13 protein-coding genes are annotated in these 13,998 nt (G+C 67.2%); 8 read left to right on the top strand and 5 right to left on the bottom strand.

The genetic code is table 11. The features are described from left to right. Window positions 1-3: 3 nt before the first annotated feature. Genes E1263_RS00060 through E1263_RS00045 form a run of 4 tightly spaced genes read right to left on the bottom strand, consistent with a single transcriptional unit; the run spans window position 4 to window position 5,486 of the window. Window positions 4-3,150, bottom strand: coding sequence for an AfsR/SARP family transcriptional regulator (locus E1263_RS00060; RefSeq protein WP_165956400.1), 3,147 nt, complete (start codon window positions 3,148-3,150; stop codon window positions 4-6). Window positions 3,151-3,188: 38 nt separating this feature from the next. Continuing rightward, window positions 3,189-4,259: an epoxide hydrolase family protein gene (locus E1263_RS00055; RefSeq protein WP_132163932.1), complete on the bottom strand. Its 1,071-nt coding sequence runs from the start codon at window positions 4,257-4,259 to the stop codon at window positions 3,189-3,191. Window positions 4,260-4,264: 5 nt separating this feature from the next. Beyond that, on the bottom strand, window positions 4,265-4,846 hold the full coding sequence (locus tag E1263_RS00050) for a helix-turn-helix domain-containing protein (protein ID WP_132163930.1): 582 nt from the start codon (window positions 4,844-4,846) through the stop codon (window positions 4,265-4,267). A 40-nt stretch (window positions 4,847-4,886) separates the two neighbouring features. Continuing rightward, a complete protein-coding gene (locus E1263_RS00045; RefSeq protein WP_132163928.1) occupies window positions 4,887-5,486 on the bottom strand; it encodes a DUF2867 domain-containing protein in 600 nt (199 codons plus the stop codon). A 33-nt stretch (window positions 5,487-5,519) separates the two neighbouring features. Here E1263_RS00045 and E1263_RS00040 point away from each other — a divergent pair, with 33 nt between their 5' ends. After that, window positions 5,520-6,128 carry a TetR/AcrR family transcriptional regulator gene (locus E1263_RS00040; protein WP_238161003.1) on the top strand — a complete coding sequence of 203 codons (609 nt, stop codon included), beginning with the start codon at window positions 5,520-5,522 and terminating at the stop codon, window positions 6,126-6,128. Here E1263_RS00040 and E1263_RS00035 read toward each other — a convergent pair. After that, window positions 6,122-6,685, bottom strand: a complete 564-nt coding sequence (locus E1263_RS00035) for a TetR/AcrR family transcriptional regulator (RefSeq protein ID WP_238161002.1) — start codon at window positions 6,683-6,685, stop codon at window positions 6,122-6,124. The two genes, E1263_RS00040 and E1263_RS00035, sit on opposite strands and share 7 nt — an antisense overlap. A 123-nt stretch (window positions 6,686-6,808) precedes the next feature. Here E1263_RS00035 and E1263_RS00030 point away from each other — a divergent pair, with 123 nt between their 5' ends. From E1263_RS00030 to E1263_RS00005, 7 genes are all read left to right on the top strand, one after another. Then, a complete protein-coding gene (locus E1263_RS00030) occupies window positions 6,809-7,714 on the top strand; it encodes an alpha/beta hydrolase family protein (RefSeq protein WP_132163925.1) in 906 nt (301 codons plus the stop codon). A 63-nt stretch (window positions 7,715-7,777) separates the two neighbouring features. Beyond that, window positions 7,778-8,383 carry a hypothetical protein gene (locus tag E1263_RS42510; protein ID WP_165956399.1) on the top strand — a complete coding sequence of 202 codons (606 nt, stop codon included), beginning with the start codon at window positions 7,778-7,780 and terminating at the stop codon, window positions 8,381-8,383. Continuing rightward, window positions 8,380-9,516, top strand: coding sequence for a peptidoglycan-binding protein (locus E1263_RS00025; protein ID WP_165956398.1), 1,137 nt, complete (start codon window positions 8,380-8,382; stop codon window positions 9,514-9,516). Before E1263_RS42510 ends, E1263_RS00025 begins: the two co-directional genes overlap by 4 nt. Then, entirely contained in the window at window positions 9,513-10,178 is a 666-nt protein-coding gene (locus E1263_RS00020) for an ABC transporter ATP-binding protein (protein ID WP_132163923.1), read from the top strand. The genes E1263_RS00025 and E1263_RS00020 overlap by 4 nt, the downstream gene beginning before the upstream one ends. Beyond that, window positions 10,175-11,395, top strand: coding sequence for an ABC transporter permease (locus E1263_RS00015; RefSeq protein ID WP_132163922.1), 1,221 nt, complete (start codon window positions 10,175-10,177; stop codon window positions 11,393-11,395). The genes E1263_RS00020 and E1263_RS00015 overlap by 4 nt, the downstream gene beginning before the upstream one ends. 110 nt (window positions 11,396-11,505) lie before the next feature. Next, complete coding sequence (locus E1263_RS00010) at window positions 11,506-12,195, top strand: response regulator transcription factor (protein ID WP_132163921.1); 690 nt, start codon at window positions 11,506-11,508, stop codon at window positions 12,193-12,195. Window position 12,196: 1 nt separating this feature from the next. Further along, window positions 12,197-13,996, top strand: a complete 1,800-nt coding sequence (locus tag E1263_RS00005; RefSeq protein ID WP_132163920.1) for a sensor histidine kinase — start codon at window positions 12,197-12,199, stop codon at window positions 13,994-13,996. Window positions 13,997-13,998 lie beyond the last annotated feature (2 nt).

Here is a 13,998-nt window from a genome sequence, read left to right as displayed (position 1 = left end):
TCGTCAGCGGGCTGAAACATCCCCATCCTGCGCGCCGACGGTGACGTCCGGTTGACGCGGCGTTGACGCCTCCCCCGGCGGCACCCCCGAGGCGACCCCACGGGCCAGTCCCATCGCGCGTTCCATCTCCAGCGAGCCGGCCCCATGCCATGCCGCCGGCTCGAACCGCCCCAGCGCCAGCTCCACCTCAGCGAGAACAGACAGCGCCTGCGCCTCCCGCAGCCGGAACCCCGTCGACCGCGCCAGCTCCAGTGCGGCTTCCAGATGCAGTACGCCGTCCGCCGGGGCCAGCGTCCTTCCGAGACCGATCAGTGCGGTGATCTCGCCCTGCCGGTAGCCCGCACTGCGGCTCAGCTCGAGTGCTGACGCGTGCTTGGCCACTGCGGACCTCGTATCGCCAGTGAGGTGCTCGACCGACGCGAGCGTGTTCAGTGCATCCGCCTTGTAGCGCAGGTTGCCAGTCTCGACCGCCAGCCGCAGCGCGCGCTCGCAGTGCGCAACGGCCTGCCCGTAGTCACCCGCCTCCCGGTAGGTGGCGCCAAGGTTCTGCAGCACCTCCGCCTCGTCGTGGCGGGCACGCAGTCGCCGCAGCTCAACCAGTGCGGCCCGGTGGTGCTCAAAGGCAGCACCGATCCGGCCCTGGCGAAGGCACACCCCACCAAGAATGTTGCGAGCAACAGCTCCGGTATGTGCGAGGCCGAACTGCCCGCACTGCGTCAAGGCCTCAGTCAGACAAGCCGTGGCGTCGTCCAGCTCACCGCGCTCCAGGTGAATCGTCCCGAGCACAACCAGCGACGCCGCCTCAAGGCGCTGCTCCCCCAGCTCCCGACTCGTCGCCAGAGCCTCACTGGAGAAGGCAACCGCCGCATCCAGATCGCCCAGTTCCAGATGGACGACTCCAAGGTTCCCGATCGCAACCGCAGCACCAATCCGGTCCCCCGAAACGCTGTGCTCCGCAAGCGCCATGGTGAGATCTTCTACGGCTCTCGGGTAGTCACCGCGGCTCCAGAACAACATGCCCCGGTTGTTGCGCAGCCACGGCAGCACCCCATCCGCCTCAGCCAGTACGGCGGCCGCTAGCGCGGTGTCCGTCGTACTGAGCAGGTCCGCGTCCAGGCGGCGAGCGGACAGGTATCCCCGGAGTGCATCCGCCAAGTGCCAGGAGTATTCCGGTGCCACCGTCGTGGCCTGCTCCACAGCGGCGATCAGATTCGGGTGCTCAGCGTCGAACCAGGCTGCGGCTTCCAGATCATCAGCCAACGAAGACTCACGCTTGGACGCCGGTCGAGGCATCCGCTGCAGCGTCGGATGCAACAACTCCGCAGCCGCCTCAGCAGTCTGGAGCAGCACCTCATAGACCCGGCGGAGTGCCGCGGTCCGCGCGACCTCGTCGTCCTCATCATGCGCAGTGGTCACCGCGTAGAGCCGAAGCAGGTCGTGGAACTGGTACCGCCGCGGCTCGTACTGCTGCACCAAACTCGCCGCACTCAACTGCTCCAGCAACCGCCCAGCCGTCCCCACCGGTACGTCGAGCAGCGCGGCCGCGACGGGCGCAGTGAAGTCAACTCCCGGCACCAGACCGAGCAGCCGAAACAGCCGCGCCGCATCCGGCTTAAGAGCCCGGTACGACGGCGCGAACGCGCTCAGGACCGCGGCTGACTCGTCGCCGTCCACCGCCAACGCCGCCAGCCGGTCATCTGCACGCAGCTCTGCCACGTACTCAGCAACGTCAGGTCGCGGCCGACTCGACAGATTGGCCGCCGCGATCCGCAGTGCGAGCGGTAGACCACCACACAGGCTCGCCAGCTCGTCACCGGCTAGTGGGTCAATCACCTGACCAGCTATGGCCGCGACCAGTGCACGTGCTTCCCCTGACGACAGCACGTCCAGACGAACCCGCCGTGCGCCCTGCAACGCAGTCAGACCGCGCAGGTCGCTGCGGCTCGTCACCAGCACCGCGCACCGCGGTTCTGCCGGCAGCAAACGTCGTACGTGGTCGGCGTCGGCTGCATTGTCCAGGACGAGCAGTACGCGCTTGTCTGTCAGCAGGGATTGGTAAAGCAGTTCCTGGTCGGCCGGGTCGAGCGGTACGCGTTCGGACGCGATACCGAGGGCCCGGAGCAGGTAGCCGTAGGCCTGGGTCAGCGTCATCGCCGGACTGATCGAGTAGCCGTGCAGATTGACGTGCAGTACGCCATCAGGAAACTCGTGCAGCAACTGGCGAGCGAGATGGACAGCCAGTGCCGACTTGCCGACTCCGGGCGGTCCGGACAGGACGAGGATCGGCGCCGAAGTCGGATGCTGCTCCACCAGCAGTTCGGTCGCCAGCGCGATCTCCTCGGTCCGGCCGACGAAGTCCCCGATGTCGGGAGGCAACGTCGTACTGGGGCGTGGAGCTGTATCCAGGTCGAGTGCGGGGTCCTTGCGCAGGATGGCTTCGTGCAAACGGCGGACTGGTTCGCCCGGCCCCAGCCCGAGGGATGCGGTCAGCATGGCGTCCAGCTCGCGGTACACCTGCAGCGCGTCAGCGGACCGGCTTGCCCGGTACAGCGACAGCATCAGACTGGCCCAGAACCGCTCCCGGAACGGATGCTCAGCCGTCAGCGCCCGGAGCTCACCCACAAGCCTGTCATGCGCGCCCAGCTCCAGGTCTACTTCGATCCGCTGCTCCAGAGCGAGCATGCGCTGCTCAACCAGCGCCGGCACCTCGTCCCGCTGCAGCGCCTCAGACGGTACGTCGGCCAGCACCGGCCCACGCCATTCCGCCAGCGCTTGGTGCAGTAGCGCCGACTGGCCCTGCGCAGTCGGCGTCTCACGCACCTGTACGACCAACTCGGCGAACCGGAACAGGTCGACCTGCTCCTTCGGTACGTCGAGCCAGTAGCCGCCCGGCGCTGTCCGGATCAGGTCCGGGTCACCCAGCGTCTGCCGCAGCCGCATCACATAGGCCTGACAGGTCGCCCGAGCGCCGCTGGGCGGCTCCTGGTCCCACAGCATCTCGATCAGCCGCTCAACCGGCACCGTCTGACCAGCCCGGAGCGCCAGCGCCGCCAGCACGATCCGGTGCTTCGCCGCCGGGACCGCGATCGCGACCGCATCGCGACGTACCTCAAGCGGGCCCAGCACTCCGAAGCTCCACAGGGGCGGCACGACCGCCATTCTCACCGTCTACAGGTGCAGGCGATACATCATTCGATGTCGGTCATAAAGGCAGTGAGCTCACTCGCCACCAGTTTGGGCTCCTCGAACGCCATGAAGTGCCCACCACCGGCCGGCGCGAGGTACCGGCGGATGTCACTGGCCGCGCGCTCAGCGATCGACCGCGGGAACAGCGGCATGTTCCACTCCTGGCTCTGCGTGACCGCCACCGGTACGGCGATCACCGGCCGGTCCCCGTTGTGCGAACCGTCGAAGTACGGGCGGAACGACGTACCGATGCACGCGGTCACCCAGTAGAGCGTGACAATCGTGCAGAGGTCATCGCGGCTGAACCGCGACTCCAGGTCACCGTGGTTGTCACTCCACGCATGCAGCTTGTCGAGGATGAACGCAGCCAGCCCCGACGGTGAGTCCAGCAACGCTGCCGCGACCGTGTCCGGCCGGGTGCCGATGATGGCGCCGTACCCGCCGTCTTCGTCACCGCGCTCGTCGTCCGAGTCCAGCCAGACCTGTTCGACCGTAGTGATCGGTTCGGACCAGTCGTCGGGGAACGGTCCATGGATGACGTGGATACCGGCGACCTGCTCCGGATGCATCGTGGCGAGCCACGCGCAGACCGAGCCGCCGATGTCGCCGCCGAACGCGAAGTACCGCTCGTAGCCGAGGGTCTGCGTCATCAGGTGGTGGAATCGCTCGGCGATCGCCACCTTCGACGTCGGTCCGTCGATCGGCTCGGACCAGAGGAACCCAGGCAGCGACGGGATGACCACGTCGACGTCAAGCAGATCAGCCAGCGGCAGGAGCTCGGCGAAGGTGCTCGGCCAACCATGCGTGAGCAGAACCGGCGGTCTGGTCGAGTCACGCTGAATGTGCACGAAGTGGACGCCGTCCACGACGTACTGCGGGTAGGCGTTCAACCGCGCCTCAGCCGCCCGCCAATCGAACTCGTCCGCCCAGTAGGACACCAGCGAACGCAGATAGTCCGGATCAGTGCCGGCACCCCAATCCTTCGCCGTCGGTACGGCGAACCTGGTCCGGCGCAGGCGTGCGCGCAGCTCGTCGAGCTCGTCGTCGGGGACGGCGATCGTGAAGGGGTCCATCGGTATTACTCCTTGTCAGTTTCGCCGCGTACCAAGGGGAAGGCGTTGAGTTGCAGCTGCACCGGTCGTGCACCCGCAGTCGCCGCACCCCCGAGCCGACGGCCGATGACGGCATCGATCTCGGCGACGAGTTCGTGAAGTTCCTCGGCAGTCAGGCGGACATTGACTGTGTCGAACGACGCGACATCCAGCCACTCGCGGTCGAAGACCGCTTCACCGCGTTCGCGAAACTCGCGCACGCTGTCGTCGCGGCGACGCATCCACTCCTGGTCGATCAGCTCGGTCGCCAGCCGATCAGCGCTGCCCTCCGGCTGCTGATGTGCATCCGGCAGCGTGATCGAGCCCGGCGACCGCATCCACCACCGCTCCCGCGCCGTACCGCGGCCGGCGTCTTCGGCGACCAGCCCGTGCTTCTCCAACTGCCGAAGGTGGTAGCTGGTGGCGCCGCTCGACTCGCCGAGCCGCTCCCCCAGCCCGCTGGCCGTCAGCGGCCCGTACATCGACAGCTCGTCGAGAATCCGCACGCGCAGCGGATGCGCGAGCGCACGCAGAGCCGCCGTACCGAGTGCAGGTGCCCGTGCTTCCATGATGCAAAGTTACCTTTGCAAAACTTTCTTTGCAAACGATTTAGTGCGCGAGCAACTGCTCACGGTCGAGCCAGGCCCGCTCCCAGCGGCGCGTCATCGCCGGATAAACGATCAGGTAGCGGAACGGCGCGATCGCCGCCATGTAGTACCGCCCGAACGTCCCATTGGGCTTGACCAGCACGGCCATCCGCAGCTCGTAGTCACCCTCGCTTCCCTGCACCCATCCGAGGTGCATGACGCCATGCACCGTCTTGTTCGCCAGTTCGCGGACCGCCTCCCGCTCCAGTTCGTAGACCGGCTTGAGCGGTATCCGAGCGTCATCCGGACCGGTGGACGCCGCGCGAAGATCGCTCGGCAACCGATCACGCAACGAGGCGACCCGGGCGCCCAGGCCGTCCGACGGCTTGTCCCAGCCCAGCAGCGCGCCCAGTTTCCAGCGGAAAGCCATCAGAAAGTTCGAGGGTCCCGACTGGTTGCCGAGCCCACCGGCTGCCCGCATCGCGGCGAGCATGACCGGGAAGTCGTCCGGCCCGGCTCCCGGCGTACGGAACGACCACACGTCCTCGACCGTGAAGTCCGGGGTCAGTTCGTGAATCCGCCAGGTCAGCTCGATATGAGCGGCCTCATCGAGTCGCGTCACGGTCCCACCTCTCGTTTATACGGCGCCGTATATTTGATCTGTACGGTAACGTACAAATCCGCCGCCATCAATGGAGGAGGAACCATTCCCGCCGTCGCCCGGACCCCGCGAACCCGCTGGATCGAAGCCGGCCTGACCGCGCTGGCCCGGGGCGGGCCGGACGCCGTCCGGATCGAGGCGCTGGCCGCGGAGCTCGGCGTCACCAAGGGCGGCTTCTACGGGTTCTTCGACGGCCGGGCCGCGCTGCTCTCCGAGATGCTCGACGAGTGGGAGCGCCGCTGCACCCGGGAGGTCCTCCTGAACGTCGAGGCCGAGGGCGGCGACGCGGCCATGCGGATCCGGCGCGCCGGCCAACTCACCTTCTCCGAGGACGTCCACCAGATCGATCTCGCCGTCCGCGCCTGGGCCCGGCACGACCCGGCAGTCGCCGAACGGCTCCGCCGGATCGACACCGAGCGGATGGACTTCCTGCGCACGATGTTCGGCGCATTCCTCACCGACCCGGACGAGATCGAGGCCCGCAGCATCCTCGCCTTCACCCTCGCCATCGGTCGCCACTTCATCGCCTTCGACCACCCCGGGCGCACCCGGACCGAGGCCGTCCACCTGGCCGGCGAGCACCTCCTCCGCCCACCTCAGTGAGCTTGGAGCCCCCGAAGCAGAAGGTCGACCAGGTGGCGGGGGTTGTAGGTGGGGTCACCTTCGCGGGTGATGCAGAGGTTGCCAATGCCGCGCATCAGCTCGAGGGGCTTGATGTCGGACACCACCTCATCGGCCTTCGTGGCGGCGGTCAGTAGGTCGCCACAGACCGGGACGAGGCGTTCGAGGAAGTACGCATGCAGGGCTTCGAAACCGCTCATGTCGGACTGCATTGCGTGGGCCAGGCCGTGCTTGGTGACCAGAAAGTCGACGAAGAGGTCCACCCACTCCTCCAGAGCCTCAAATGCCGACTCCCGGGCGGCGAGCAGACTGGGACCGGCCTCCGCGCAGGCCTCGACCTGCACCTTGTAGACGGCGATCACCAGGTCGGCCCGGGTCGGGAAGTTGCGATAGATCGTGCCGGTACCGACACCTGCCCGCGCCGCGATCTCCCGGATCGGCGCATCGACACCCGCCTCCAGGAACATCTCGGCCGCGGCGGCCAGCAGCTTCTGCTCGTTCCGCATCGCATCGGACCGCTTGCCCCGAACAGCCTCCACCGAGCCCAACTCCCTTCCATCGAATAAACGGCACACTGTCCCACTTGATAACCGGCACAACGTTCCGTATCGTAAGTGGAACAACGTCCCGCTTCTCACTGTAATGCACCGAAGGGAAGAATCATGCCCGTCATCTCCTATAGCCCAGTGATCCTCACCGTCCCCGGACGCCCTGTCGACCTGCAGGTTCGCGTCTCCGCGCCGACCACCGGTACCGATCTGCCGATCATCCTGCTGTCGCACGGCCACGGTTTCGCGAACAACCTCTCCTCGCTGAACGGCTATGCCCCGCTGGCCAACGACTGGGCGGCGCGCGGCTTCGTCGTCGTCCAGCCGACGCACCTCAGTTCGCGCACGCTGACCAGCCTGGTCGCCGATGCGCCTGGAGCGCCGTACTTCTGGCGGTCGCGCGCCGAGGACATGTCACAGATCCTCGACCAGTTCGACGCGATCGAGAACGCCGTGCCGGGGCTTGCCGGTCGGGTCAACCGTGAGCACGTTGCCGTCGCCGGCCATTCGCTCGGTGGATTCACGACTACCCAGCTGCTCGGCGCGCAGATCGTCGACCCGGAGACCGGCGAGATCGCGGATCTGCGCGAGCCGCGCATCAAGCAGGGCATCGTCCTCGCCGCACCCGGCCGAGGCGACGTACTGAACGGCCCAATGGCCGACGCCATCGATTTCGCGCGCACGATCGACTTCAGCACGATGACCACCCCAGCACTGGTCGTCATCGGCGACAAGGACGACTCCCAGCACTTCACCGACCTCGGCCCGGAGTGGCACGCCGACCCTTACCACCTCGCCCCGGCACCCAAGAGCCTGCTGACGGTCTTCGGCGCCGAGCACCTCCTCGGTGGCATCCAGGGGTACGACGCCGCTGAGACCACCGATGAGGATCCGCAGCGAGTCGCCACGATCGCGCAGCTCACCGCGGCCTACCTCCAGACCCAGTTCCACGTCGACGAGACCGCCTTCCAGACCGCAGCGGACGAGCTGGTCAAGCTCGCGAGCGTGGAAGCGAAGTAGCCCGGACGGGATCGGCACCACGCGCGGACAAGTCCCTGACATTGGGTCGGCATCGTGGCAGATATGACGACCAGAAGACTGTTGCAGTGGGCACCGATCGCGCTCGTGGCGGTATTGGCCGGGGGCTGTTCGGCTTCACCGGCGGACACTCAGGCGCACGGCGGCAAGGCGCCGGACATCGCCACGCTGGACTCCCCGACGCCGGGCAAGACCAGTACCACCAAGGCGACCCCGAAGGACCCGGACGCCGGTCGGCCCCGGGAGCGCATCGACATGACCGATGCGGACCGCAGGCGGCTGATCCAGCCGTACCTGCAATGCCTGAAGGACAACGGGATCGACGCCCTCGCGGAGCGCAAGGAGGCGGGCGTGCTGGGTTCCGGACCGACGACCGACCCGACGAAGGCGAAGACCGCCGGCAAGGTCTGCGAACCGAAGCTGCCGCTGCCGGCCTGGGAGATCGACGCGAAGAACCCGGATGCGCTCGACTTCGGCCGCAAGGTCGTGCAGTGCCTCAAGAACAAGGGCGTCAAGTACGTCGAGCTGTCGACCGACAGGTCGTCCGGCGTCGTCGGCCCGGCGCTCGGCGGCAAGAACAACGACATGGCGTCCATCACGAAGGGGATGGACCTGATGCCGGAGTGCCAGCGCGAGGTGGCCGGCAAGTGAGCTCTCGGCGACGTGCAATCACGGCTGTCGTGGCCTTGGCCGTGGTGGCCGGCGGCGGTCTGGCAGGCTTCCGGTACTTCGACCGGCCGGAGAAGGCGGTTGCCGCGAACGGACCCGATCCGGCGCAGACAGTCGAGATCACTCGGACTGATCTGTCCCAGGCCCGGGAGGTGACCGGCCAGCTCGGGTACGGCGGCAGTTCGACCATCAAAAGTCATGCCACCGGCACGATCACCTGGTTACCTAAGGCAAACACAGCGATGGACCGCGGGGACGTGTTGTTCCGGGTGGACAACAAGCCGGTCACCCTGTTCTACGGCTCGACCCCGCTGTTTCGCGCCATCGGCAAGGCGGCAACGCCACCACCCGCAAACCCGCCTGCGAGCCCGCCGCCGAGCAACCCGCCGGCGAACGGGAAACCCCTCGAAGGACCTGATATCCGAGTGGTCAAAGAGAACCTGACCGCCCTCGGATTCTTGCCGAAGACCACCAGCGACAAGCTCACCACCGCAACCACCAAGGCGATCAAGGAGTGGCAGAAGTCGCTGGACCAGGAAGCGACCGGGGTCATCGACCCGACCACGGTCGTCGTGCTGCCGAGCGCCGTACGGGTCGACTCGATCAAGGCTGTCCTCGGCGACCCGGCCGCGGCCGATCTCCTGGGCGTCACGGCGACCGACCAGATCGTCACACTGCCCTTCGACGCCGACGATGCTGCCGGGATCAAGGCTGGCGTGAAGGTCAAGCTGGCCCTGCCGAACGGCAAGAACAGCACCGGCACGATCCGCAGTGTCAGCACCGACGCCACCCCGCCACCCGACGGCGACAGCCCGGCGGACGGGAACAAGAAGCCGCAGTTGATCGCGACGATCTCCCTCGATCAACAGGCTGCGAGCAAGGGTGTCGACACCGGCCCGGTGCAGGTCACCGTTCCCGGTCCCGCGCGGAAGGACGTCCTCGTCGTGCCGGTTGCGGCGCTGCTCGCGCTGCGCGAAGGCGGGTACGCGGTCCAGGTGGTGAACGGTACGACGACCTCGCTGGTCGGCGTGCAGACCGGAATGTTTGCCGACGGCAACGTCGAGATCACCGGGAACGGCCTGGCAGAAGGCCAGAAGGTGGTGACCACGTCGTGACCGCCGTCGTCGAGCTCACCAACGCAGTGAAGGAGTATCCCGGTGGCGTCCGGGCGCTGGACGACGTCTCCCTCCAGATCGAGCAAGGCGAGCTGGTCGCCATCGTCGGCCCGTCCGGCTCCGGCAAATCCACCCTGCTCAACCTGATGGGCACTCTCGACCGGCCTACCTCAGGCACCGTCGCCATCAGCGGCCATGACGTCGTGAGCCTGTCCGATCGCGAGCTGTCCGCATTGCGCGGCCGCTCGATCGGCTTCGTCTTCCAGCAGTTCCACCTGTCCGACGGCCACACCGCCACCGAAAACGTGGCGACCGGGCTCCTGTATGCCGGGACGCCGAGACGCGCCCGGAAGCCGCTTGCGTTGGAAGCACTCGCCAAGGTTGGCCTGTCACACCGAGCGAACCACCATCCGCACCAGCTCTCTGGTGGTGAGCGCCAACGAGTCGCCATCGCGCGGGCTCTGGTCAACAGCCCGTCAGTAGTCCTGGCCGATGAGCCAACCGGCGCCCTCGACACCGCCAACGGTCTCGCCGTCCTCGACCTGCTGACCCAACTCCACGCCGCCGGTACGACGATCGCCGTCATCACTCACGACCGCGATATCGCCGCCCAGCTCCCCCGCCAACTGGAGATGCGCGACGGACAGCTGGTGAAAGCATGACCAAGTTGACCCAACCGGTCCGGCTGGCGCTCTCCGATCTGCTGCTCTTAGGGCTCACCCGCGTCCGCACTCGACCGCTGCGGGCCGCCCTGTCCGCCCTCGGGATCTCCATCGGGATCGCCACGATGATCGTCGTGACCGGGATTCCGGCCTCCAGCCAGCAGGCAGTGCTCGACGAGTTGTCGACGCTCGGACCGGACCTACTCCGGGCGGCCGCCGTACCGGATGAAACGGACAAGTCTGGTAAGCCACCTGGGCTGCCGGTCGAGGCGGTGGGCATGGCTGAGCGAATCGGGCCAGTGCAGGACGTGAGTGGCGTGGCCAACGTCCACGCGAGTGTGCGGCGCTCGGACAAGATCGATGCCACCAGCAACAGCAGCGGGATCACCGTGCTGGCTGGGACACCAAACTTACTCAATCTGCTCAGCACGACGATGCACTCCGGGAAGTTTCTGTCCCCGGCGACCGACAAGTTCCCCACGGTCGTGCTCGGCGCGAAAGCCGCGACCTGGTTGGGGATCACGAGTCTTCCCGCGGGGCAACCACTCCCCCGGATCCTGCTCAACGACACGTGGTTCACGGTGATCGGTGTGCTCGCCAACTCGCCGCTCGCGCCGGATGTCGAGCAGTCCGTGCTGATCGGCTGGGATGCGGCCAAGACCAACCTCGGTTTCGACGGGCGGCCATCCGTGGTCTACGTCCGATCCACCGACACCGCGGTCGAGGACGTCCGCGCCGTACTGGGCCGGACGCTGAGTCCGGAACAGCCTGGTCTGGTTCAGATCAGCCGGCCGTCGGAGGTGCTCGCGGCGAAGCGCATCACCCAGAACGCCTTCTCGACACTGTTCCTCGGCCTGGCTGGGGTCGCGCTGCTGGTCGGCGGAATCGGGGTCGCAAACACGATGGTGATTTCAGTCCTGGAACGCCGCCGCGAGATCGGTCTGCGGCGCGCGCTCGGCGCCAACCGAAGACAGATCCGCGGCCAGTTCCTGACCGAGTCCGTCGTATTGTGCGCGATCGGTGGCCTGATGGGCACGGCGCTCGGGGTGGTCGGCGTGATCGGGTACGCCGATTCGCAGGACTGGCCGGTGGTCATTCCGGCCTCTGCGCTGCTCACCGGGCTCGCCGCGTCGATCTCGGTCGGCGTACTGGCCGGGGTCTATCCCGCGGTCCGCGCATCGTTGCTCACCCCAACGGAAGCCCTGGCCTCCGACTAACCGCCATGATCAGACTCGGCCAATTGTCAGGCTCGGCCAATTGTCAGGAAGGTGTCCTGGTGCGCTCGACATCACCCATCTTCGGCGCAGGGCGTCCTATAGTCGAAGTCATGTGTGCGCAGGTCGTGCTGGCCGAGGACGACGAGAAGCAGGCCGAGCTCGTCCGGCGTTATCTCGAGCGGGAGAACCACACCGTGATCGTCGTGCACGACGGCCGGTCCGCACTGGAAGAGGTGCGGCGGCGGCAGCCCGATCTGCTCATCCTCGACGTGATGCTGCCCGGGGTCGACGGGCTCGACGTGTGCCGGATCCTGCGGCGCGAGTCCGACATCCCGGTGCTGATGCTGACCGCGCGTACCGAGGAGGACGACATGCTGCTCGGGCTCGACCTCGGCGCGGACGACTACATGACCAAACCGTTCAGCCCGCGGGAGCTGGCAGCCCGGGTTCGCACACTCCTTCGCCGTACCAGGGTGCCTGTGACCGCGGAGCCCAGCACGCTTCTGCGGGTCGGTGAGGTGGCGGTTGATCTCGATCGCCACGAACTGTTTGCCGACGGCACCCATATCTCCTGTACGCCGGGAGAGTTCCGCCTGATCTCGACCATGGCCGCGCGCCCGCATCGGGTCTTCACGCGGGCTCAGTTGTTGGAAAACATGCACGGGATCGACCAGTACATCACCACGCGGACGATCGACACCCATGTACTGAACCTGCGGAAGAAGATCGAGCCGGACCCGCGCCGGCCGGTCCGGCTGCTGACCGTCTACGGGGTCGGCTACAAGCTGACCGACGGCTGACATGGCTGCGCGACGAAGCCTTCTGGTCCGGCTGCTGGGAGGTGCCGTCCTGATCGCGCTCTGCTCGATCGCCGCGACGGCCTGGCTGGCGGCCCGCAGCACGACGGTCGCCATCCAGGAGCAGCAAGGCCAGGCCTTGGCCGACGACGCAAAGATCTACAACACCCTGCTCGAGTACGCCGCCACGCACCGCAGCTGGGACGGAGTCGACCCCCTGCTCGACGAGCTCAGCAAGAGCACCAATCGGCAGATCAGTCTCAGCAAACGCGACCGCACCCCGATCGCCGGCAAGCCAGTGCCGCCGAGCCGGAAGCAATCCGCTGCCATCTATCCACTCCAAGTCGACTCCGCGCTGACCGCTGCGGAGGCGGGCGGCGACCAGATCGACCCGCACGTGGTCGGTCCTTTTGCGCTGACTCGGGAGCAGAAGTCGCGGTACAACATGCTGGCGAAGCGCGTTCTCAAGTGCATCCAGGACGACACCGGTCTGGGCAAGATCGTCGTCGATCCGACCGGCCGACCGCGGATCGAGGGCGCAGCGCCGTACTTCCTGGACCGGTGCCTCGCGTCGAACCTGAACGTCATCGAGGCGCCGCAGCTCAAGTACTACGAGCGGCTGCAGAAGGACGTCAACACCTGCCTGACCGCGCGCGGGTCGGTCGCCCTGATCAAACTCCAGGCCGACCTGTCCTGGACCATCCCGAGCGGGCAACTGTCGCCCGTCCGACCCGCCGGTGCCCCGAAGGTCGTGCCACCACTCCCCACGCCCGATGCCGTCGAGAACTGCCTACTGTCAGCACGCCGAACAATGCTCACGCCGTACGTCGCTCCTCTGGCACTGCTGTTTGTGAGCGCACCGGGGAGTAGCGCGTCGGCGGGTTTCGACCTGTCGGCGGCAAATCAGAAGCGGATCGCGGGAGTCGCGGCAGCGATCCTCGGGATCACCGTGCTGATCACAGTGCTCGGCGGGATCCGGCTGGTGCAACCGTTGCGCGCACTGACGAAAGCGTCCCGGCAGATGAGCGGTGGCGACGAGAAGATCCGGGTCAAGGTTCGCGGCCAGGACGAGATCGGCCAGCTGTCGCTTGCCTTCAACGAGCTCGCCGACAGCCGGGCCACAACCGAATCGTTGCGCAGGGCAATGGTCAGCGACATCGCGCACGAGCTGCGCACCCCGCTGAGCAACATCCGCGGCTGGCTCGAAGCCGTCGAGGACGGTGTCGCCCAACCCGACGAAGCGTTCATCGCATCGCTGAGCGAAGAGGCCGCTCTACTCCAGCACATCATCGACGACCTCCGCGATCTCGCCACCGCCGATGCCGGCAACCTCCGCATCCACCCCGAACGCGTCTACCTCGGTCTCCTCCTCGACCAGGTCGTCGCCACCTACCTCAGCCAGGCCGAACACGCCGAGATCACGTTGTCCTCGGCAACCGACGGCGACATCGAGCTGGACGCCGACCCAGTCCGCCTCCGGCAAGCCATCGGCAACCTGGTCGCCAACGCCCTCCGCTTCACCCCAGCCGGCGGCACAGTCACCCTCAAAGCCCGCCGCGAAGGCCCCGAGGTCGTCATCGACGTCATCGACACCGGCGCCGGCATCGCCCCCGAAGACCTCCCCAAGGTCTTCGACCGCTTCTGGCGCGCCGAACAGTCCCGCAACCGCCACACCGGCGGCAGCGGCCTAGGCCTCCCCATCGTCCGCTCCCTCATCGAAGCCCACCAAGGCACCACCGCCGTCACCAGCACCCTCGACGCCGGCTCCACCTTTACCCTCCGCCTCCCCACCATCGCCCCCTAACC

The sequence above is a fragment of the Kribbella antibiotica genome, from assembly GCF_004349055.1.
Lineage (GTDB): Bacteria > Actinomycetota > Actinomycetes > Propionibacteriales > Kribbellaceae > Kribbella > Kribbella antibiotica.
The sequence above is the reverse complement of the archived record's forward strand: the minus strand, read 5'-3'. Positions and strand labels throughout refer to the sequence as shown.